Origin of the sequence: Maribacter stanieri (assembly GCF_900112245.1) — a bacterium.
Taxonomy (GTDB): domain Bacteria; phylum Bacteroidota; class Bacteroidia; order Flavobacteriales; family Flavobacteriaceae; genus Maribacter; species Maribacter stanieri.
In genome coordinates this window covers 707,566-729,055 of sequence record NZ_FOYX01000001.1, presented here as the reverse complement: position 1 = coordinate 729,055, position 21,490 = coordinate 707,566, and the positions used below count along the sequence as shown (strand labels likewise).

The 21,490-nt window shown below is 33.3% G+C and carries 25 protein-coding genes; 13 read left to right on the top strand and 12 right to left on the bottom strand.

Annotation, left to right across the window (positions count from 1 at the left end):
* Positions 1 to 22: 22 nt before the first annotated feature.
* Both BM296_RS19370 and BM296_RS03285 read right to left on the bottom strand, forming a co-directional pair.
* Positions 23 to 193: a hypothetical protein gene (locus tag BM296_RS19370; protein WP_155941595.1), complete on the bottom strand. Its 171-nt coding sequence runs from the start codon at positions 191 to 193 to the stop codon at positions 23 to 25.
* A 5-nt stretch (positions 194 to 198) separates the two neighbouring features.
* The gene (locus BM296_RS03285) at positions 199 to 1,560 is read right to left on the bottom strand and encodes an NAD-dependent succinate-semialdehyde dehydrogenase (protein WP_091901411.1); all 1,362 of its coding nucleotides are present in this window, start codon (positions 1,558 to 1,560) and stop codon (positions 199 to 201) included.
* Between the two features lie 196 nt (positions 1,561 to 1,756).
* On the opposite strand from BM296_RS03285, the gene BM296_RS03280 reads away from it, so the two are divergent.
* Genes BM296_RS03280 through BM296_RS03270 form a run of 3 tightly spaced genes read left to right on the top strand, consistent with a single transcriptional unit; the run spans position 1,757 to position 2,639 of the window.
* Positions 1,757 to 2,089, top strand: coding sequence for a YtxH domain-containing protein (locus tag BM296_RS03280; protein ID WP_027065594.1), 333 nt, complete (start codon positions 1,757 to 1,759; stop codon positions 2,087 to 2,089).
* Complete coding sequence (locus BM296_RS03275; RefSeq protein ID WP_091901410.1) at positions 2,090 to 2,437, top strand: phage holin family protein; 348 nt, start codon at positions 2,090 to 2,092, stop codon at positions 2,435 to 2,437.
* Between the two features lie 7 nt (positions 2,438 to 2,444).
* Positions 2,445 to 2,639 (top strand): hypothetical protein, encoded by a 195-nt coding sequence (locus BM296_RS03270; RefSeq protein WP_036145848.1) that lies wholly within the window; start codon positions 2,445 to 2,447, stop codon positions 2,637 to 2,639.
* Between the two features lie 94 nt (positions 2,640 to 2,733).
* Here BM296_RS03270 and BM296_RS03265 read toward each other — a convergent pair whose 3' ends face one another.
* Both BM296_RS03265 and BM296_RS03260 read right to left on the bottom strand, forming a co-directional pair.
* A complete protein-coding gene (locus tag BM296_RS03265) occupies positions 2,734 to 3,201 on the bottom strand; it encodes a Dps family protein (protein WP_027065597.1) in 468 nt (155 codons plus the stop codon).
* 107 nt (positions 3,202 to 3,308) lie between these two features.
* Positions 3,309 to 3,914 (bottom strand): DUF2652 domain-containing protein, encoded by a 606-nt coding sequence (locus tag BM296_RS03260; protein WP_027065598.1) that lies wholly within the window; start codon positions 3,912 to 3,914, stop codon positions 3,309 to 3,311.
* 259 nt (positions 3,915 to 4,173) lie between these two features.
* Here BM296_RS03260 and BM296_RS03255 point away from each other — a divergent pair, with 259 nt between their 5' ends.
* On the top strand, positions 4,174 to 5,250 hold the full coding sequence (locus BM296_RS03255) for a DNA topoisomerase IB (protein ID WP_091901408.1): 1,077 nt from the start codon (positions 4,174 to 4,176) through the stop codon (positions 5,248 to 5,250).
* 7 nt (positions 5,251 to 5,257) lie between these two features.
* Here BM296_RS03255 and BM296_RS03250 read toward each other — a convergent pair whose 3' ends face one another.
* Positions 5,258 to 5,470 (bottom strand): hypervirulence associated TUDOR domain-containing protein, encoded by a 213-nt coding sequence (locus BM296_RS03250; protein ID WP_091901406.1) that lies wholly within the window; start codon positions 5,468 to 5,470, stop codon positions 5,258 to 5,260.
* 267 nt (positions 5,471 to 5,737) lie between these two features.
* Here BM296_RS03250 and BM296_RS03245 point away from each other — a divergent pair, with 267 nt between their 5' ends.
* The 3 genes from BM296_RS03245 to BM296_RS03235 all read left to right on the top strand — a co-directional run bounded on the left by BM296_RS03245 (position 5,738) and on the right by BM296_RS03235 (position 7,354).
* Positions 5,738 to 5,980: a hypothetical protein gene (locus BM296_RS03245; RefSeq protein ID WP_091901405.1), complete on the top strand. Its 243-nt coding sequence runs from the start codon at positions 5,738 to 5,740 to the stop codon at positions 5,978 to 5,980.
* Between the two features lie 49 nt (positions 5,981 to 6,029).
* Positions 6,030 to 6,479, top strand: a complete 450-nt coding sequence (locus BM296_RS03240; RefSeq protein WP_091901403.1) for a ferritin-like domain-containing protein — start codon at positions 6,030 to 6,032, stop codon at positions 6,477 to 6,479.
* A gap of 212 nt (positions 6,480 to 6,691) precedes the next feature.
* On the top strand, positions 6,692 to 7,354 hold the full coding sequence (locus tag BM296_RS03235) for an SOS response-associated peptidase family protein (RefSeq protein ID WP_177214911.1): 663 nt from the start codon (positions 6,692 to 6,694) through the stop codon (positions 7,352 to 7,354).
* Here BM296_RS03235 and BM296_RS03230 read toward each other — a convergent pair.
* Both BM296_RS03230 and BM296_RS03225 read right to left on the bottom strand, forming a co-directional pair.
* A complete protein-coding gene (locus tag BM296_RS03230; RefSeq protein WP_091901399.1) occupies positions 7,351 to 8,388 on the bottom strand; it encodes a helix-turn-helix domain-containing protein in 1,038 nt (345 codons plus the stop codon). The genes BM296_RS03235 and BM296_RS03230 overlap by 4 nt on opposite strands.
* A gap of 171 nt (positions 8,389 to 8,559) precedes the next feature.
* Positions 8,560 to 9,606 (bottom strand): helix-turn-helix domain-containing protein, encoded by a 1,047-nt coding sequence (locus BM296_RS03225; RefSeq protein ID WP_091901398.1) that lies wholly within the window; start codon positions 9,604 to 9,606, stop codon positions 8,560 to 8,562.
* Between the two features lie 271 nt (positions 9,607 to 9,877).
* Between BM296_RS03225 and BM296_RS03220 the strand changes: the two genes are divergently transcribed.
* Positions 9,878 to 10,060, top strand: coding sequence for a hypothetical protein (locus tag BM296_RS03220; protein ID WP_027065606.1), 183 nt, complete (start codon positions 9,878 to 9,880; stop codon positions 10,058 to 10,060).
* 71 nt (positions 10,061 to 10,131) lie between these two features.
* Here the strand turns inward: BM296_RS03220 and BM296_RS03215 are convergent, their stop codons facing one another.
* Together BM296_RS03215 and BM296_RS03210 are read right to left on the bottom strand one after the other, a co-directional pair.
* Positions 10,132 to 11,688 carry a hypothetical protein gene (locus tag BM296_RS03215; protein ID WP_091901396.1) on the bottom strand — a complete coding sequence of 519 codons (1,557 nt, stop codon included), beginning with the start codon at positions 11,686 to 11,688 and terminating at the stop codon, positions 10,132 to 10,134.
* A 64-nt stretch (positions 11,689 to 11,752) separates the two neighbouring features.
* Complete coding sequence (locus tag BM296_RS03210; RefSeq protein ID WP_027065608.1) at positions 11,753 to 12,163, bottom strand: arsenate reductase family protein; 411 nt, start codon at positions 12,161 to 12,163, stop codon at positions 11,753 to 11,755.
* 130 nt (positions 12,164 to 12,293) lie between these two features.
* On the opposite strand from BM296_RS03210, the gene cls reads away from it, so the two are divergent.
* Positions 12,294 to 13,721 carry a cardiolipin synthase gene (cls, locus tag BM296_RS03205; RefSeq protein ID WP_231500516.1) on the top strand — a complete coding sequence of 476 codons (1,428 nt, stop codon included), beginning with the start codon at positions 12,294 to 12,296 and terminating at the stop codon, positions 13,719 to 13,721.
* A 14-nt stretch (positions 13,722 to 13,735) separates the two neighbouring features.
* Positions 13,736 to 14,338, top strand: coding sequence for a hypothetical protein (locus tag BM296_RS03200; RefSeq protein WP_317041472.1), 603 nt, complete (start codon positions 13,736 to 13,738; stop codon positions 14,336 to 14,338).
* 5 nt (positions 14,339 to 14,343) lie between these two features.
* Here BM296_RS03200 and BM296_RS03195 read toward each other — a convergent pair whose 3' ends face one another.
* Complete coding sequence (locus BM296_RS03195; RefSeq protein ID WP_091901395.1) at positions 14,344 to 15,873, bottom strand: GH3 family acyl-acid amido synthetase; 1,530 nt, start codon at positions 15,871 to 15,873, stop codon at positions 14,344 to 14,346.
* A 124-nt stretch (positions 15,874 to 15,997) separates the two neighbouring features.
* Entirely contained in the window at positions 15,998 to 16,753 is a 756-nt protein-coding gene (locus BM296_RS03190; RefSeq protein WP_091901393.1) for a sulfite exporter TauE/SafE family protein, read from the bottom strand.
* 75 nt (positions 16,754 to 16,828) lie between these two features.
* On the opposite strand from BM296_RS03190, the gene BM296_RS03185 reads away from it, so the two are divergent.
* Positions 16,829 to 18,640, top strand: a complete 1,812-nt coding sequence (locus BM296_RS03185) for a sodium:solute symporter family protein (RefSeq protein WP_091901392.1) — start codon at positions 16,829 to 16,831, stop codon at positions 18,638 to 18,640.
* 7 nt (positions 18,641 to 18,647) lie between these two features.
* The gene (locus tag BM296_RS03180; RefSeq protein WP_091901391.1) at positions 18,648 to 19,736 is read left to right on the top strand and encodes an acyltransferase family protein; all 1,089 of its coding nucleotides are present in this window, start codon (positions 18,648 to 18,650) and stop codon (positions 19,734 to 19,736) included.
* 4 nt (positions 19,737 to 19,740) lie between these two features.
* On the opposite strand, the gene BM296_RS03175 is transcribed toward BM296_RS03180, so the two are convergent.
* The gene (locus tag BM296_RS03175) at positions 19,741 to 20,325 is read right to left on the bottom strand and encodes a riboflavin synthase (protein ID WP_091901390.1); all 585 of its coding nucleotides are present in this window, start codon (positions 20,323 to 20,325) and stop codon (positions 19,741 to 19,743) included.
* Between the two features lie 60 nt (positions 20,326 to 20,385).
* Here BM296_RS03175 and pdxA point away from each other — a divergent pair, with 60 nt between their 5' ends.
* Entirely contained in the window at positions 20,386 to 21,438 is a 1,053-nt protein-coding gene (pdxA, locus tag BM296_RS03170; protein ID WP_091901389.1) for a 4-hydroxythreonine-4-phosphate dehydrogenase PdxA, read from the top strand.
* Positions 21,439 to 21,490: the final 52 nt, after the last annotated feature.

Genomic DNA, 21,490 nt, shown 5'->3' with positions numbered 1-21,490 from the left:
ATTTTTATGTTAATTAGCTTTTCTAATTATTGAAAAACACATTAGAAATTATTATTCCAATAATTAAAAGCACTAGAAATGCCGTAAGAATAGTAACTCCTAGCTTTGTTTTCTTATTTTTCTGAAGGATGTATTCTCGTGTGTCTTCTTCAGGTTCTTTTACAAACTTTGTTTCTTCTGTATTTTCTTTCATGTCTTTTATTTTTTAATGTAAACTGTCTTTTTGTTTACGAATTCTAATATTCCTTCTCTAGATAATTCTCTACCATATCCAGAAGCTTTTGTTCCACCAAATGGTAATCTTGGATCAGATTTTACCATATCGTTTATAAAAAATGCACCATCTGGTATTTTGGAAATAATAGCCATTGCAGCATCTATGTCTTCAGTAAATAACATACTACCCAATCCTAATCTAGAATTTGCTGCAGTAGCAATTGCCTCATCCCTATCCTTAACTTTGATAATAGCAGCTAAGGGACCAAAGGTTTCCTCTTTGAAAACAGGCATATCTTCAGTAACATCTGTAAGTATAGTGGGTGAAAAGTAGGCTTCGTTTCGCATGTTGCCCAGAACAACTTTAGCACCTTGTTTAATAGATTTATTAACCTGTTCTTGTAGTTCTTCCGCTAAATCTTCACGAGCCATAACACCAATAAATGTATCTTCGTCCATGGGGTCACCGCTTTTAAGTGATTTCACTTTTTTGGTGAATTTTTCTAGGAAAGCATCATAAATGTCCTCACAAACTATAAAACGTTTGGCGGCAATACAGCTCTGCCCAGTATTTTGCATACGTGCAGTAACCATTGTGTCTATATATTGGTCCAAATCAGCATCTTCCCATACAATACAGGCATTGTTTCCGCCAAGTTCCAAAACCGTTTTCTTCAGATTTTCACCTGCGGTACGTGCTATTGATTTACCAGCTTTTTCGCTTCCGGTTAAGGTTACAGCTTTGATTCCGTCGTTGGCTATTAATTTTTCAATTTCTTCGTGTCCTGCTTTTAAACTTTGAAAACATCCTACAGGATAACCTGCATCCAAAAACAATTGTTCAATAGCAATAGAACAACCTGTTACGTTTTGTGCATGTTTTAATAAAGCTGTATTACCAGCGGTCAATGTTGGAGCGGCAAAGCGAATAACTTGCCAGAAAGGATAGTTCCAAGGCATTACGGCAAGAACGCATCCAAGTGAATCATTGCTGATAAAACTTTCATCAGCATCTGTCTCTATAATTTCATCGGCCAGTAAATCTTCTGCATTATGAGCATAAAAATCACAGACCCAAGCACACTTTTCAATTTCAGATATACCTTGAGAAAAAGGTTTGCCCATTTCTTGTGTCATCAGTTTTGCATAATCCTCTTTACGGTCTATCAACAATTCTGCAACATTGGTCAATAATTGACACCTATCTGCAATTTCCATGTCTGCCCAAGTAGCTTCAATTGCTATGGCTTTATCTAATTTAGAGTTAATAGTAGCTGCGGTATCTTGAGAATACGTAGCTATAACACTACCGTTATATGGATTCTTTGTTTGATATTCTTTCATGGGTACAAATTTAGAGGTAAACAAGATTATGAATTAATTCGTTTCATTTAATTCTTAACCCTTTCGAGCTATTGTTAACGTTAATATTAAAAGGTTTTGAGTTAAGTAATTCTATCTATAATATAGACATTTGTAGAGGATGATTATTAAGATATCATCTCTTAAAAAAGAACAGTTTAATCTAAAAATTTATAACATGAACAATAGTGGAAATACATTATTAGCAATTATAGCAGGTTCTGCAATTGGTGCAGCCTTAGGAATTCTTTACGCTCCGGATAAAGGAGAAAATACTAGAAGACTTATTGCTGATCAAGCAGCTGCAACAAGAGACAATTTCACTGAAAGCGCTGTTGATTTGAAGAACAGAGTTGCATCAAAAATGTCTGAAGAAAAAGAGACTCTAGATACAAGAGTTGAGTCTTTGGTATCAGATTTAAGCTACAAGACAGACGATGTAATTTCAACCCTAGAGAAGAAATTAGCAGAGTTGAAAATGAAGAATAAGAAACTGCAGAAAACAGTATAAATGGGAGTCATTGATTCACTTAACGAAACGTCTAATAAGGCTATTGATGTAGGAGAGGTTTACTATAAGAAAACCCAAGAATATTATAGACTAAAAGTGTTTCAACAATTAACAATGACCACCGGTATGCTGCTGAAAATGGCAGTCATTGGTGGTCTTGCTTTTTTGGCACTTATATTTATTACTGTTGCGGGGGTTGTATTTCTTGCAAATATTCTTAATAGTATGGTAGGTGCCTGTTTAATTGCTGGTGCCTTATTTATAGTATTATTGGTTTTAGCCTATATTTTTAGACGCAAAATAGATAACATGTTAGTAAGAAAGTTATCTGATAAATTCTTTAACTAATAGAGATATGTACAAAAACTTTGATGAGATAGAATTCAATTTAAAACGTCTAAAATTAGAGCGACAAATTGCTTTAGAAGAATTAAAAGGATTAAAGCAAGATGTGCAGGAAGATTTGAGTCCGTACAATTGGGTTTCAACTGCATTCTCTGCAGCCAAAAAATTTGGTATGCTCTATATAATGCGTAAAGTAGTTAAGTAATACTATAGACGAATTATATTTGTAAATACTAGTTTACATAAAAAAGCACCTCTTTTATAAAGGTGCTTTTTTATATAATACTTTACTGAAAGAATTATTCCTTTGTCCAGGCGTCTAACATCCAACTTACTTTTTCAATACTACCAATATAACCACCAATCATATCAATGGTTCCTTCATCGCCACCAGCTTCAGCTTTTTTAACCACTTTACTCATTTGCTTTAGCAAAGTTTCATGTTGATCTAAAATATTCTTCACCATTTCAGTATCAGAAATAAGTGATGAAGTTTCTTTAATCGATGACATTTCAAAATACTTAGAAAATTCGCTAGTTGGATTTTGTCTTAAAGTTAAGATACGCTCTGCTATTTCATCAATTTTGATTCTTGCATCTGTATACAACTCTTCAAACTTAATGTGAAGGTCAAAAAAGTTTTTACCAGAAACGTTCCAGTGATATCCTCTTAGGTTTTGATAGTATATATTATAATCCGCCAATAGAGTGTTTAATTCCTCAACAATTGGCGCTATATCTTTTGATTTAATGTCTAAATAACTCATGATAATTTGTTTAATTATTGTACCATAAAATTAACTAATTCTACTTAGATCGATTAACTCTGAAGACTTAATCATGAACACTTTAACGTTATTTAACGTTAGAAAAATTACTCATTAACAAGTGGTTTTAAATTGATGTACGAGTAGTTAATTTCACCAACATGATCGTATTCTGTAGAGTTCTGTTTTAAAGAACCCCAGTCAAATTTATCATTTAGATTATTTTCTTTGTAATAGTTGGTTAGACCTTCTGTTAAGAGTAGATATTCGCTCAATCTTATTTTATTCTTCAGAAGCTTGTGCGCAATAATTAAATCTTCGCCAAATAATTTTATACGATTGCCAACTTTGGTCAACGCAATTTCTTTTCCGTAATGAAGAATGATTTTTAGTCCTAGAATTTCTGGTATAACAGCAGCATCTTTATTAGTCTTGTACTTTTCTCTTAACGCGTCAAGTTCTTTATAGAACTCGGTATAAAACACCCTACATTGCTCTATAAGAGTTTCTAAATTGGGCATTTCACCTGTCTTGAAAAAGAGCACGGCATCACCTTCAATCTCAGATACTTTTAGCCCTATTTTATTGGTGTATATAATTTGGTTAAGTAGAGCAGGAATTATTTTTGAACTCAATTCAAAATCAGTTTCACTCATAAATTCAGTAAAACCGCTTATGTCTGGTATACATATTAACATTGGTGATCCTTTCATAAGCTGTAGTAATAAGTGAGGGGGAAAGGTATACAACTTTCAAACTTAAAATGAATCCGTAAAGTAAAAATAGTACCGCAATCCAATTGAGTGCTATTTTTAGTAATCTTAATGCTAGGTGGTTTAAGGTTACAAAAGAGTTGGATTGAACACCAAACTAGCAATCTGATTATTTAATTTTGTTTCACAGTATGCTAAAAAAAGTAAACAGAATTGTTTATTTTACAATTATTTGCCATGCTATTTAAACGACGTAAAGATGACCTATTCAGAACTATTAGCGAGTGAACCACATGATGTTGCAGCTCATATGCATTTAAAATATGTAAATAGAGAAGCGTTATCTATTTTACGGATAAAAGAGAAAGATAAGTTTCTGTATTTACTAAAGAATAAACCGTTAAATAAGAAGTCAGAAATATCTAGAATAGAAAAGCTTGTCATACCACCGGCATGGCAAGAAGTTAAAATTGCATCGTTAGCAAATGCCCATTTACAGGCCGTTGGTTATGATTTGAAACATAGGCTTCAATATCGGTATCATGATTTGTGGATGAGGGTTAGAAACCGAACCAAGTTTTTAAGAATGCATCATTTTGGTAAATGTTTACCATTAATTAGAAAAAAGGTAGATGAAGATTTACAACTAAAAGGTTGGCCTAAAAATAAGGTACTTGCCCTTATTGTTCGGTTAATGGAAGAAACCCATATACGAATTGGCAATCAGCAATATGCCAAAAGAAATAAAACATATGGTTTGTCAACATTAAGAACAAGACATTTAAAAACGAGCAAGAATAAGTTGAAGTTCGAATTTACTGGCAAGAAAGGAAAAAAGCATAGTATAACCTTAAATAATAGAAGGCTGCGAAAACTGGTTTTGCAGTGCGAAGAAATACCAGGTTGGAATTTGTTTCAATTTTTTGACGAAGATGGTATAAAAACCAGTGTTGATAGCGGAATGGTAAATGAATACCTACAAGAAATTAGTGGAGATCTTTTTACGGCCAAAGATTTTAGAACGTGGTCTGGAACTATTATTTTCTTTGAGTCTCTTCTAGAAAAAGAAGCTACCACTACAGAAAATGAAATTAAAAAGAATGTAATTGAAGCCTTTGATGACACTGCAAAAGCATTGGGTAATACAAGAAATGTATGCAAGAAGTATTATGTTCACCCTTATGTGGTAAGCAAGTATGAAAGAAATGAGTTGAACGAAGTTATTGAAAGCTTAGAGGAAAAATCATCTACAGAATACCAGACGTCAGCAGAAGCTACATTGTTAGATTTAATATCAGGTTTTAATCCGTTATCAGATTTAACAGAAAAGAAATAGGGAGAATTTAATCTGCGCGTTCAACTTCACTTTCACTCTTTAAAACATAGTCTCCATCATCTTGTTTAATGTAAAGTGCCTTGTCGTCTTTATCTCCATTTCTGGTTACTTCATTTCCTTTTATTGTCTTAGTCGTTTTTGAAGTATATGTTTCCTTAACGGTACCTTCTGCAGTACCATTTCCCCAAGACCATTTTACAACTGTACCTTTTCGTATCATAATAAATGTATTAAAAGTTTGTGCTTTCCATCACAGCTAGTTTTTTGGAGAACCGGTGATGGAAAATACCGTTTATAGATGCACAAACTTGAGAACTAATTTGATACTGCAAGTTCTATGAATCTGTTGATTATTGTATAGGAAACACGTTATATTTTTAATCCTAAAATATTGAAAATTAACCCTATTCAAAGGAGTTAAAGCTAATATGTATTAAGATAAAAAGTACCCAGAATCAAATATATATTTGTCATCAAAACAACACAGATGATAAATTTAATTGCAGGTATTTTTATACTAATAGGTTCAGCTTTCATCGGTTTATTAATAAGAGATTATATCCTTAATATAGGTGTAGATGATTTCGATATTGATGAAGAAGATGCCTTTTGTGAAATTGATATGGAACATGTATTAATGTATTCAGATTCATCTAAGAGAAAAGATATAGGAGAGCTAAAAAGAAAGCTCCAAGAATTTAAGAACAGAAATAAGTTTTATAAGATGTAATTGTGATTGGCATCTTTAAATAATAATCACATAATTAAAACTATAAACAATGGGAACATATACAGAAGAAGTAGGAAACAAATTAAATGAGCTTTTAGAAAAAACATATGATGCTGAAAAAGGCTTTAAAAAAGCAGCAGACAATACAGAGCATCCTCAGTTAAAAGCATTTTTTGAAAGCAAGTCTAAACAACGTTATGATTTTGGACATGAACTAAAGACAGAAATTAAGTCTTTTGGTCAAGAAATTGATAAAGGTGATAGTGTTGCAGGAAAGGCGCACAGAGCTTGGATGGATGTAAAAGCATTGTTCTCTCTAGATAATGAAGAAGCTATGTTAGAAGAAGCAATTAGAGGAGAAAAGAGTGCTATTGAAGAGTATGATGAAGTTTTAGGAGATACTTCTTTACCTTCAACTACGGCAACCATTTTAAGAAGCCAAAAAGAGGCGATACAAAACGGATTGGCAAATATTAAAATGTTAGAGGATATTAAATAAATTAAAATGTATATATAATAAAAGGGGCTATTAATAGCCTCTTTTTTTGTGCCCAATTTCTACATAGAATCATTCTATTTACACAAAAAAGAAACTTATTCTAATGGGTTATATTTTTGTTTTTCTGCAATAAGAGAACCTCGTTAATATCACGAACTTTATGTTTAAATCTAATGATTGATATGTATTTTAAAATTTCGAATACAGCGCAGATGAAGGAGATAGAACGAGATGTAAATGCTATGTTCAAATTTCCAAATTTATATACACCACAAGTAGTTGTTAGCGGTTTGTCAGAATCAACGATACCCGTTGTTACTATGGATGAGCCCAAAGCAATTTCTTTGGCAATATGGGGTTTGTTACCAACTAGTTTTAAAGATGATTGGGAGTTATTTCAAAGATTGACGAATACGCTTACCATACCGGTTCGCAATTCGGAAATTGATATTTGGTATCATGATTCTTTTATGAATAGAAGGTGTATCATTCCGGTTACAGGGTTCTTTACCTCAGTTTTAAAGAATGGCGAAATCTATCCTTACCATGTAAGTAAAAAGAGTGGAGGAATGTTATACCTGGCAGGAATTTATACTGTTCTAGAAGATGGATTTATAACATGTTCCCTATTAACAGGACCCCTTGAAGAGGAAATTGTGGATTATCAAAATCTGGTAGATTATATGCCCATAATTATAGACCATAACGATAAGGGTGAATGGCTTTCAAGCGATACCACAACAGAGCGTGCAATAGAAATAGCACAACCACCTCATAAAACAACATTAGAAATAAGACCCATTGCCAAAAACCTTTTTAATCAAGATATATCATATGATAGTATGTTAATGCCATATGAGTATCCAGAAAACTAACGGATAGAAGAGTTTTTGTTTTTGAGATGCTTTCTATAATCTGTTGGTAGAATATCGTACGCCTCAAAGAATATTTTAGAAAAGTAGCTTCTACTTTTTATACCAATGGCATAAACGATTTCTGATACGGATAAATCGGAATTTTTGAGGTAATCCTTAGAAATTTCCAATTTCAATTGTCTTACATATTCGTTAACGGTTTTAGAATAAAGAATCTTAAACCCTATTTGTAGTTTTTTTGGGCTTAAACCAGACACTGAGCTGAGCTGAGCTAAGGTTGTTGGTTCAGATATGTTTTCTAAAATAAACGTAGTTAGTTTATGTATTTTAAGGATATCTTCTTTAGAAAGGGCTTCAGGTAAATTCATATTTTCTTCAAAATTTTTATGTTCCAATAGCTGTAGCGATAGAATAAGATAAAGTCTGCCTTCTAGAGATAGAGATCTTAGCATTCCGCTAGTGGAGTCAACATTATTTAGCATTTTAATTTCGTCTGCAATTTTTAAGCTATAACTGCCACCATGTGTATAGGCCACATCTCCGTTATTATCATTAAATATGGAAACCAATAATCTGTCTAGTTGACAGACATTATTATTTTTCTTTTGTAAATATTCTTGACGATCAATACGGATGAAGTTGATTTTTAAACGTTCGTCTTCTGGAAATAGAAAAGTTTTATGAGCACCTTTTTTATTTGAAATTACGGTGTTTTGAAATTGCGCTATGGTTGTGTAAGAATCTGTATTGTTTTCACTGTATTTTAAAAACCCTTTAGTGATAAAGATGAACTCAATTGGTGATAGCTCTTTTGTGTCAAAAACCAACTTTGTTTCTTTTGAAAGTGTAAGGTCACAATCTATAAGGGAGACGCCCCAGTTAAAACTAATAGTTCTTATAGAGCCTTTACCAATATTGTTATCAAAAGTTAAAACACTTTCACCCCAATGTTGTGTAAGCTTACCCTTAATACAATCTTGTACATGGGCAAACACATCATCAGAACTACAACCGTTTAATACTAACTCTCTCATTTCTTTTATTAAAGCACAATGCAAATTGTACTTTACAAAAAAACTAGAATTAAGAGACTTACATTAACACTTTTGAAATGTTAATTGACATAAATGAGCACTTTTGATTTCACTGAAAATGTTAAAATGGATTTTTGATAGTTTTAAAAGAAGTGTTTCTGAAGGATAATTTTAGATTGTATTGGTTTCTCCTTTGTTATTAGAAGCAAGTTTTTGCATATACTGTTTTGGAGTCATCGCATACCGTTCTTTAAATTGCTTGGCAAAATAGCTTCTAGAGTTGATACCAATTCTATATGTTATTTCAGTGATGTTCAAAGTGGTGGTTTCCATTAAATGTCTGGCTTTTTCCATCCGGTTGTTTTGAATATATTCTTTTACTGATAAGCCGAATAAACTTTGAAATCCGTTTTGTAGTGTATTTTGATTTAACCCTACTTTTTTTGATAACGAAATTATATCTGGAGTCTCCTCTAAGGTATCATCAATAATGTGCGCAGCCTCTTCAATTTTTACGACTGTAGATTGTCTTAATATGGTTCTTTTTTCACTTGGCGATGCATCATCGACATATTGGCGCAGATGATGAGCCAGTATTTCAAAACACTTACCCTCTATAAATACACTTTTGGTAAAACCGGTATCTTCACTTTGGTTTATTTCCTCAATACATTTAGCAATATCCAAACTATAATGACCTTTATGAAAGAACAGGTTAACACCATTTACATCTCTAAAAAGACCCTCTAAATCTTCATTCATTTCAGGAAGAAAAGATTCAATTTTTTCTTCGAACAGTTTTCTATTTATCTCAAGATTAAAAAAGGAAATTGGTTCGTTTGCTTTAAGGTTAAGAACATTACCATATTTACTATTACAAGAAAAAATAGCACTTTCTAAATGTTTAATCTCCGTTTGCTTTTCTTGACCGTCAAACTCGTGTAACAAACTGGTTTTTCTATTGAAAACTATTTGTAGGGGCTGTACTAAAGATTGATTAAGCACAAAACGCACTTCTTTTTTTAAAGTAATGTCAACATCCATTACACCTACACCATGAGAAAAGTTTATTGCTTTAATATGGCCAGAACCAGCTTCTTCAGGAATATCCATACAAATTTCATTGTTCTCTTCTTTGTATGCTACCTGTAATCTATTGGCAATATCTTTTACAACATCTACCACATTTAACTCCTTAAGTTCTTTTTTTGTGCCCATTAATGTATAATATACCCAACAATATAGGTCAAATTTCTAAACCAAATTAATTCTAAAGAATAAGCTTGTATCTGCAGTACCTAAAGTAAAGTAAAGGGTTTTAGTCTAAATACGTTTTTGGTGGATGAGTTAATATTTCACTTTTTACAACCAAGCACTCCAACATAATAGTGGCATTTTTGTATTGACAGGTATGAGGAACTAAATCGTTAACAAGTTAACCGCCGTGCCTATTATTTAAAATGTTAACCTAATTATTAAAATCTATATTATGAAAAAGTCACTATTAATGATTGTATTCGCATTTATGACAATTAGCGTTGCAACAAGCTGTAGAGAAGAAAAAACTGCAGGAGAAAAAATGGAAGAAGGAATTGATGATATTGGCGACGGAATCGAAGACGGAGCTGATGAGGTTGAAGATGCGGTAGAAGATGCTACTGATGACAACTAGTATAAAATATTGCTATGAAAAGAAAGCCAGGTAGTTTTACTACTTGGCTTTTTAATTTTATAAATAGTGTATTAATCCTTTTTGCCATTACCGGTTAATACATCTAATAATCCGTCTTGTAAATTGATCCATAAGTAATTAAAGAACGATTTATTCTTAACACGTTCCACGTTTATATCACCATACCTGTACCCATTTTCATCTGCTTTTGATCCGTCGTTAACGAATAGGTTTCCAATAAAAGAAAGAACTTTTTTTATACCGTTTCTTTCCTTGTTGAGTACTTGAAACTTAAAATCTTCATAGCTCATTTTAATATCTCCAGTAGCTACATTATCATCACCTGAAATTGTAAAATATAATTGATCTATTGTTCCTGTTGTTTGTGTTCTTAAATTGGGAACAAGAAAATCATTTAGATTAGCTGTATTAAAATTTGAGAGTCCGCCAGAGATAAGAAATGTATTTCGTAAATCCTGTACGTCAAATTGCCAATCAAGATGAAATTTACCCACCCCCATTAAATTGGCTCTCAATTGAATTTTAAGGGGGTCTTCAACATTTACTAAATTGGACAGATTACTTATAGTGGCATCTAATTTTTCAAAGCTTAATGCGCCAGCTTTTACGTTATTAGGAATATCTTCTTCGTAGATAATAGATCCTTTTTCTATAAAAACAGAGTCAATTGCCACTTTAAAGGGTAGTTTTCGGAGTAATTCAGCATAAAGTGGCTTATTTCTATAATCTTCTAACCTAGACTTGTCTCGGTACATTTCTAACATTGGCTTCGTTAGAAATAGCTCTTTAAAATTAACTTGTAGCGAGTCATTTGAAACTACATAATTATGATCTTTAACGTTAATGGAAGGAATAAATAGATTTATGTGATCTCTTTGATAAGTAATTTTTTTACTTAGTTCAGATTTAGAATAAATAGTTGCAAGTGATATGTTGTTGATTTCAATGTTAGAATTATCAATGACCATAGATTCCATTTTCAACGCTTCAAATTCTCCCAGTGGAGCGTTGAATTTTTGAAAATCAAGTTTATATTCAGTAAAAGTGAAAGGAACATATTTAGTTATAATTTCCGGATTTGTTGTAACCTGCTTTAAAGAAAGATCAATAGATTCAATTGAAATTAATTCTACTTCTTCATTAGCATCCCAAATTTCAACAATACCAGAATCAAAAATTAATTCCTCAACAAAAATCTCTTTAAGCAATTTTATAGGATTGCTCTTATTTGCTTCTTCATTGTCAGAATCATTTGGACATGTCTTAAAATTAAGATGAGGTTTGGTAAGTGTAAGTGTCTTTAGAAAAATAGACTTTTTAAAAAGCAGCTTCCAATAACTAAATCCAGTAATAGATAATCTGTCTGCATTTACTTTAATTTCGCATGAAGAGGTTTGCTTACCTAAACTAACTACCACAACCTCTTCAAAGGCTATATTTCCTTTAAGAAGATCGATAGTGATATTATCATATGCGAAATCTATATGATTAGGAACTTTACGTTCTAAAAAGCTAATGACTTCGCTTTTCATTTTCCATTGGGCAAGCATATAACCACCAATACAGACAATAAAACCTACAATAAGCCATTTTAAAATCTTAGACATAAGGGTTGTTTTAATAGAATCTAATTAGAAGTTCTGGGAACCCTATGTTTAGAAGTAAAAGCAATTACTTATATGGTTTTTCTATACCAGCACTATCGGGATCCATGTATTGTTTAAAATCTGATGCACTTGTAAGTTCAATATATTCCTCACCTTTTATAACGATTGCATTCTTTAGAAAACTTGGATATTTGTTCAGTATTTTCAACCATCCATCATCATCTAAATCTATGGTATCCTCGCCATATACATCCTTAAAATCTGGATGTTCGGTATTCACCAATTCAGATATTTTTTTACCTAATCCATCGGCAAGTTCTGCCCATTGGGTTCCGGTAACGTTGGTTTTAGAAATATCTATTGTTAAGTTGTCTTTACCCGAAGACTCTACATATGCATTCAATTGTTTTCCAATTGAATTTTCTGAACTGTAATAAAGGGTTATTTGTTTTTTATCCATAGCAATTACTCCCATCACTTTTTTTTAAAAGTACTCACAACCACATCCAGTAATTAACTCGTTTCAAACTAAAAGTATCTTGAAAGATTTTTGCTACGCTGGGGTGGGTCATTTTATAGTATCTTGTTAAGAAACAACAAATAGAGTGATAAATACAATTCTTTGGCTAGCTTACATTGCAGTTACTCTATGGAGTATTGTCAATATAATTTTTAATGGATCTAAGGCGACTAAGATGATTAGTTGGTCTTTATCTGTTATCATATTTCCTTTTTTAGGACCTCTACTATATTATTTATTTGGAATAAATAGAAGAAAATTCAAGCTCTTTAAATTAAAACAAACCGAAAAGAGAAGGCTCTATTCAGAAACTTATAAAGAACTGGAAGGTGGAGAACAAAGTGTTCACCATTTTGATGATTATAAACGAGAAAAGTTAGCATCGCTCATTAGAAAGAATAGTTATTTTGCCCCATACGAAGGCAATGATATAAAGCTGTTAAATAGTGGAGAGGAAGCATTTGGAGCTATTTTTAAAGCGATAGAGGAAGCTAAAGAATTTATTCATCTACAATATTACATTTTAGAAGATGGTATGTTGTTAGATAGATTTTATGAGCTGTTTAAAAAGAAGGTTAAAGAAGGGGTAGAGATTAGAATGTTATATGATTCTTTTGGCAGTAATTCTATGCGTGGCAAAAGAGTAAAAAGATTTAAGGATATTGGGGTAAAGGCATTTTCAACCATGCCCATTCGATTTGGAAATCTCTTGTTTACCCTTAATTATAGAAATCATAGAAAAATTTTAATTATTGACGGTAAAATAGGATTTACTGGCGGATTCAATGTGTCAGATAAATACATGAAACCAGTTTCAGAACTTGGAATCTGGCAAGATTTGCATTTACGTATTCAAGGTCCGGCCGTTAATAGTTTACAGCGGGTATTTGTAAAAGATTACCATTTTGCGGGAAAGGAAGAATTGTTGTTACAAGACAAGTACTTTCCAAAAGTAGAACCTACGGGTAAAACCGTTACACAAATAATATCAAGCGGTCCAGATTCTAGATACCCTGCAATTATGCAACAATATTTGGCAATGATCAATATTGCAGAAAAAAGCATTTGTATTGCCAACCCTTATTTTATTCCAGGAGAACCAGTATTGGAAGCTATTAGGATAGCAGCTTTGAGCGGCGTAAAAGTTACGTTGTTAACTCCGAAAATATCCGACTCCTTACTTGCGCAATACAGTATGTTCTCCACATTCGAAGCTTTGTTAGAAGTAGGGGCTAACATTTATCTTAGACCAGATTTTTCTCATAGTAAAGTAATTATTATTGATGGCGAAATAGTATCTGTAGGGTCGGGTAATTTTGATTACAGAAGTTTTGAGCACAATTTTGAAACCAATGCTATAGTCTATGATGATGAAAAAGCATCGGAGATTGAAAAGCTATTTACGAAGCACTGTACCGAAGATGTAAAAGTTGATTTGGAGGAATTTAAAAATAGATCACCTTTTAGTAAATTTTTAGAAGGACTAGCTAAATTTTTTAGCCCGCTACTTTAATAAAACAGAATAAATTGAACTATTTAATCTTAATAATTTTAAGTTACTCTATGGTTGCATCTGCACAACATACAATTCCGCATGAAATAACCGAAGAGGCAAAAATAGCCCTTTCGCACTATCCAGAATTAACTAATACTAAAATTGAATTTAAGTTTAAAAAGAATATTAAAAAATCTACAATGCAGGCACAGCCTTCTTTTTGGAGTGTTTTTAAGTCAAAGAAGAAGAGGTCTTATAATATATTAATAAGTGAAAGAATAAAGATTGCAGATTCTGTGTACTATACTAAAGACATACCTTCTGAAATAATGATAGGGTGGTTAGGTCATGAATTAGGTCACGTAATGGATTTTGAGCAGCGAAGTGGATTTAATCTAATTGGCTTCGGATTTAAATATGTAACCTCTAAAAACTATATTCGTGAGGCAGAACGCCGTGCAGATTCATATGCCGTTAACCATGGTATGGAAACTTATATTCTTGCAACTAAAGAATTTATCTTAAAGGAAGCAGGATTAACCCAAGAATACGTAGACCGAATTAAAAATTTCTATCTATCGCCAGAAGAAATCATGATTTTGGTTGAAGAACGGGATGCTGCCAGTATAGATTAGCAATATTATTTATTGTTCTGTTTTTCAACAAAACCTTCCCACTCGGCAAATTTTTCCTCCTTCATAACACGTTCCATTTTAACCTGTCCGCCTTTCTTTTTATTGCTATCGTTCCAGCTATAAAAAACATCAGGATCTACTGTAAATACCTTTACACCTTTCAAAGCTTTTGAACGGGCAACCTTATAATTTTTATTAGCTGCTTTTAAAGACGCATCTAGCTTATCTGCAATGTCTTTAGGGTCTTGTGTTGCTTTAGTACCTAAATACCAAGTATGGTAAAATCCGTCTTCATATTTCTTTGCACATAGCGTGTATTCCGGTACTTCAATATCAAATGTTTCCATGATCTCTTTTAGGGCATCATCTAATTTATTTACTGATAATTGAGAACCAACGGTGTTCAAGAAGAATTTAGTACGCCCTGTAATTTTAATTTCGGCACGCTCAACATCTGTAAACTCAATAGTATCTCCAATAAGATAGCGCCATGCACCACTGACGGTGCTAATAATAAGTACATAATTCTGACCGGTTTTAACCTCAGATAATGTTAGTGAAGGAGCATCTTGAGAAAGAGATCCATCTTCTAAAATATAATCTGGATTAAAAGGCACAAATTCAAAGTAGATTCCGTTATCGGTTACCAATTTCATGGCATCGGTTTCTGGTCTTGCTTGAAAAGCTATGAAACCTTCGGATGCTAAATAGGTGTCTATGACCGTTACGGGTTTTCCCATTAATGCGTTAAAACTCTTTTCGTAAGGACCAAATGCCACTCCGCCAGAAGTATAAACTTGTAGATTAGGCCATATTTCATGTATGTTGTTGAGGTTGTGTTTTTTAATAACCTCTTTCAGCATTAATTCTATCCAAGAAGGTATGCCACTTAGAGCCCCAATATCCCAATCTGCTGCTTTTTCGGCAATTTTTGCAACGCGTTCGTCCCAATCTTCAATTTTTGCAATTTCTCTTCCTGGTTTATAATAACCGCTAAACCAAGATGGTATATTACTAGCGCTAATACCGCTAATCTCTCCTTCTAAATGGTCGTCATTTTCAATTAGATCAGTAGAACTACCCAGCATAAGAATTCCTGTTTCAAAGAAATCTGCCGGTAAATCGAAATTAGATAGAGCTAGAACCTGTTTAATACCTGCTTGTCGTATAGCGTCTATCATTTCATCTGTAACAGGTATACGCTTACTTGTTTTCCCTGTTGTACCAGAGCTTAATGCAAAATAATCTGGGCTGCCAGGCCAAGTAACATCCGTTTGATCTTCATGTAATTTATGCCACCATTTTTTATTTATTTGATTGTAGTCAAAATAGGGCACCGCATTACGAAATGATTGTTGAGGATTATCACTTTCTAGAATATTTTCAAACTCATAAGCTTTACCAAAAGAAGTATCTTTTGCTTTTTCTAAAAGGTTTTTAAGAACTTCTTTTTGTTCTTCTATTGGGTTGTCGTCACCGGTAATTTTATCGGTTACATTTATAACACCCTTTATGAAATTTCCTATGATATTCATGAGCTGAAAATATTTCTTGATTAGTGCTCATAAAAGTACATGTAAGCTGAAGTTAAGATTAACCCTAATCTTAAATATGTGGACTTTATTCAACCACCTGTGAAATATAGATGAAATTGAGGTGCTAACTAAGCATTATAAGCACGGCACCTACGGCAGTTAAAACCAATATCATCTTTCTAAAAAATGCTTCTTTAATGTGCTTAATAAAACGAATACCGACAAAAAAGCCTAATAGAATACCAGGTAAGAGCATTAGGTTTAAGGTCAATGACTCTAATGTAATGGTCTTCCAAACAAAGAAATGAAAGGGTAGTTTTATAATATTAATTATTAAAAATAACCAAGCTGCAGTACCAATAAAGTGGTTTTTAGGTAGGCGCATGGCTAAAAAATAAATATTAGAAAAAGCGCCGGCTAAATTGCCAACCATAGTAGTGATGCCTGCGATAGTACCAATGGATCCAGCGAAAGTCCAGTGCGATGGTACATTTTTATCTTTTTTACGGTCCCAATAAAACATCATACCTACAGTTATGATAATTATGGTTGCCATACCTATTTTAAAAAATTTCTCTGGCATTTCATTCCCGACGAAAACACCGATCACTAGACCAAAAATCATCCATGGCAGTACCTTAAAAACATACTTCCATTGGGTATATCTATTGTAATAGATTACGGCAAAAATGTCAGCGAGAATCAGTAAAGGAACTACCATACCGGTAGATTGTTTAGCGCCAAATGCCAACGCCATTATAGTGACATTTAAAACAGCGATACCTTTAATACCTGCTTTTGACAAACCGATTATAAACGTAGCTATAGAAGCAAGTATCCAAGCGGTTGGGGTAATTTCAGTAGTTATTGATAGAAGCACGTGGTACGTTTAGCGTATTAGATGTAAAAATGTCCTAAAATAATATATCTTTAACAATCAACCTAAAACCAACTTATGGAACTCAGTACGCTAGACTATACTTTTATTATAGTTTTCTTTTCTCTTGTCTTAGGAATAGGGATTTATGTATCAAAAAAATCAGGTAAAAGTTCTTCAGAATTTTTTCTTTCAGGACGTACAATGCCTTGGTGGCTTTTAGGGCTTTCAATGGTTGCGACCACTTTTTCCACAGATACACCCAATTTAGTGACAGATATAGTACGTACCAACGGGGTTTCGGGTAACTGGGTTTGGTGGTGTTTTTTAATCACCGGTATGTTAACGGTATTTGTCTATGCTAAACTTTGGCGTAAGTCTAACGTAAATACGGATCTTGAGTTTTATGAAATGCGCTATGGCGGTAAGCCCGCAAGTTTTTTAAGAAAATTCAGAGCTATTTATTTAGGGGTAATTTTTAATGTAATAACCATGTCTGCAGTTACACTGGCAGCAATAAAAATAGGAAGCATTATGCTTGGGTTAGAGCCTTGGCAAACTGTAGTAAGTGCTGGTCTAATTACGGTTACTTTTAGTGCCTTAGGTGGGTTTAAAGGTGTGGTATATACAGATTTTCTATTGTTCTTCGTAGCTATGGCAGGAGCAATAGGTGCTGCTTATTATTTAGTGAATATACCTGAAGTTGGTGGTATTAAGGCTTTAATGGCAAATGAGGATGTAGCTTCTAAACTAAATATACTTCCAGATTTCAGTAATAAGAAAGCATTGATAACCTTATTTATAATTCCATTAGCGGTACAATGGTGGAGTTCTTGGTACCCAGGTGCAGAACCAGGTGGTGGTGGTTATATTGCACAACGTATGTTGGCGGCAAAAGATGAGAATCACGCAATTGGTGCAACATTCTTTTTTAATATTATGCACTACGCATTAAGACCTTGGCCATGGATTTTGGTTGCATTGGCATCTATAGTTGTATACCCAGATTTAGCAAGTATACAAGAGGCTTTCCCAAATGTAACTCCAGATAAATTAGGTCATGATTTAGCATATTCAGCAATGTTGACAAAATTACCTAGCGGACTTTTAGGAGTTGTACTAGCTTCATTGGTTGCAGCATATATGAGTACTATTAGTACACAGTTAAATTGGGGGTCGTCTTACATTGTGTATGATTTTTATAAGCAACAGATTAATCCGAATGCATCTGAGAAAAGATTGGTAGCCGTAGGTAGAATTTCTACTGTAGTACTAATGATTTTTAGTGCTGGTTTAGCATTGTTACTTCAAAATGCACTTCAATTGTTTGATGTACTATTGGCTTTTGGTGCAGGTACCGGACTTATATTTATCTTAAGATGGTTTTGGTGGAGGATTAATGCTTGGAGTGAAATTACTGCAATGTTCGCATCGGGTATTATTTCTATTATTTTAAAATTGACTCCGGTAGGGGCATATCTTTTTGCTACTGATACTGGTCTATTACCAGATTGGTCAGAATACATATTTATTGTGGTGGTAACCACTGCAATTTGGTTGATGGCAACGTATATGACTCAACCAGAATCTAATGATACATTACGTAGCTTCTATAGAAAAATTCAACCAGGAGGTCCGGGTTGGGCAAAAGTGGTAGGTGATGCAAAAACAGATGCGGTAGAGATTGTTAAGGATAAAGAAAAATGGAGCGTTCCGGCTGGTTTAACAGCTATGTTGTTAGGTGTGGTATTAATTTACTCAATTATGTTTGCTACAGGATATTGGATTTATGGCAGAACTACACAAGCAATTGTATTAACGGTTGTTTCTACTATAGCGGCAGTGTTATTGGTAAAAGCTTGGAATCGTTTAAAGGATAACATATTATAATATCAAGATGATAAAGGATAGGATTTTATCGGTTGATATTTTTAGGGGAGCTACCATATTATTAATGGTCTTGGTAAATACACCAGGAACATGGTCTAATGTTTATGGTCCATTTCTACATGCCGATTGGCATGGGTATACACCAACCGATTTAGTTTTTCCGTTCTTTTTATTTATTGTAGGTACATCTATTGCTTTCTCATATAAAAACAGAACTTTAGATGTTAAGGCATATCGTAAAATAGGAATTCGGGCATTGAAGCTGATTGGACTCGGACTTTTTTTAGGAGCATTCGTTATTCACTTTCCATTCTTTAAAGATTTTGGTGATATCCGTTTTCCTGGGGTACTTCAAAGAATAGGTGTGGTATTCTTTTTTGCTGCATTACTGTTCATTAACCTAAGTTGGAAAAATTTAATTTGGGTAACCGCGGTACTTTTAATAGGATACTGGTTATTAATGACCTTTGTTCCCGTTGATGGTGTAGCTTCAACTCTAGAAAGAGCACCTAATAATTTAGCAAATTGGATCGATGTAAAAGTATTTGGTTCGCACAACTACAAGGCAGATTATGACCCAGAAGGCTTGTTAAGTACAATACCTTCTATTGCCAGCTCTTTGTTAGGTGTATTTACGGGTCTTATATTAACGAGTACTCAAAAAAAGAAGGCAACTATATTAATGGGTATTGGTGGTAGTTTTTTAATTATTGGTCATATTTGGAATCTTGTATTCCCAATCAATAAAGCACTTTGGACAAGTAGTTTTGTTTTGGTAACCGCAGGCTGGGCTAATTTAATTCTGGCACTTATTTATTACTTGACCGATGTTAAGAAAATAGAATTTGGTTCCATATTTAGATATGCAGGGGCAAATGCTATTGTAATTTATTTCTTATCGAGTTTTATTAGCAAAGTAATGGGTCAGATACAAGTTGGCGAAACGTCATTACATGGGTGGTTGTTTCAAAAGGTATATGTGCATGATTTTCTTGCACTAGAAACGTCTTCCTTGTTATATGGATTAACTGTAGTGCTGTTTTATAGCTTTGTGGGCTACTTTCTTTATCAGAAAAAGATATTTATAAAAGTATAGGTAGTTATTTAGCCATTAATTTTGCAACATACTTCCCAATAACATCAAACTCCAGATTTACAATAGTACCAGCTTTGTAGGTGTTAAAACGAGTATGCTCGTATGTATAAGGTATTATAGCAACTTCAAAAGTATTCTTGCCAGAATTCACTACAGTTAAACTTGTACCGTCAATGGTAATAGAACCTTTTTCAATGGTTGGGTTTCCAGTTTTTGCGTCATAGGTAAAAGAAAAAATCCAACTACCATTATCTTCCCTTACGTTGGTACATTCTCCTGTTTGATCTACATGGCCTTGAACAATATGTCCGTCTAATCTAGACCCTAAAATCATTGCACGTTCTAAGTTTACAGAATCGTTGATTTTTAAACTGTCAAGATTGGTTTTACTTAGTGTTTCGGCTATTGCCGTTACGGTATAGGTGGTGTCTGTTAGACTAACAACGGTTAAACAAACCCCGTTATGAGCAACACTTTGATCTATTTTCAATTCAGGTGTTAAGCTAGATTCTATAGTGATGTCTAAGTTACCGCCTTTAGTTTCAAGCGAGGTTACTTTACCTAATGTTTCAATAATTCCCGTAAACATGTGTCGTTTAATTTAAGTAATTTTGAATATTCAAAATTGAGTACAAAGGTACAGAATATCATGGAGGAAAATAGGAAAATTAGGTTAGGCATATCAATAGGGGACTTAAATGGAATAGGTTGTGAAGTGGCATTAAAAAGCTTCGAAGACAGTAGAATGTTAGATTTTTGTACTCCCGTTATTTTTGCTTCAAACAAGACGGTTTCTTTCCAAATGAAGCAATTGAAGCTTAACATTGTATTTAATGGTATACCAGATGCTTCAAAAGCAATAGACAATAAAATCAATATTGTTAATGTATGGAAAGAAATGCCTAGAATAGATTTTGGGCAGTCAACAAAAGAAGGTGGTGAGTATGCTATTAAATCTTTAAGAGCGGCAGTAGCGGCATTAAATAAAGGTGATATAGATGTTTTAGTAACCGCACCTATTAATAAAAACAATATTCAATCAGAAGAGTTTAAGTTTCCTGGACATACAGATTATTTAGCTCAAGAACTAGATGGCGAGAGTTTAATGTTTATGGTAACAGATACACTAAAGGTTGGGTTATTAACGGATCACGTAGCGGTTAAAGATGTTTCGGCGGCAATTATCCCTAGACTTATACGCGATAAGATCAATACCATAGAAAAATCATTGATGATGGATTTTGGTATTCGTAAACCAAAAATAGCTTTGTTAGGCATTAATCCACATAGCGGAGATAACGGAGTAATTGGCAAAGAAGATGATGAGGTAATGAAGCCGGTAATTAAAGAAATGTCAAATATGGGTCATCTAGTATATGGACCTTATTCTGCAGATAGCTTTTTTGGGTCGGACGGATATAAAAAGTTCGATGCCATTTTAGCAGCATATCATGACCAAGGCTTAATTCCTTTTAAAACAATTTCATTTGGTCAAGGCGTTAATTTTACAGCAGGATTAAGTAAAGTTAGAACATCACCAGATCATGGAACGGCGTATGAAATAGCAGGAAAAGGTGTTGCTGACGAGAGCTCTTTTAAAGAAGCGGTTTTTATGGCCTTAAAGATTTTTAAGAATAGAACAGAATATGAAGAGCTTACGAAAGACGTATTAAAAAAGCAGCGTTTAAAGAGAGAGCGTTAATTTTTTATAAGATTAAAAAGTTATAAAGATAAATAGTTGATAACTATTGTCT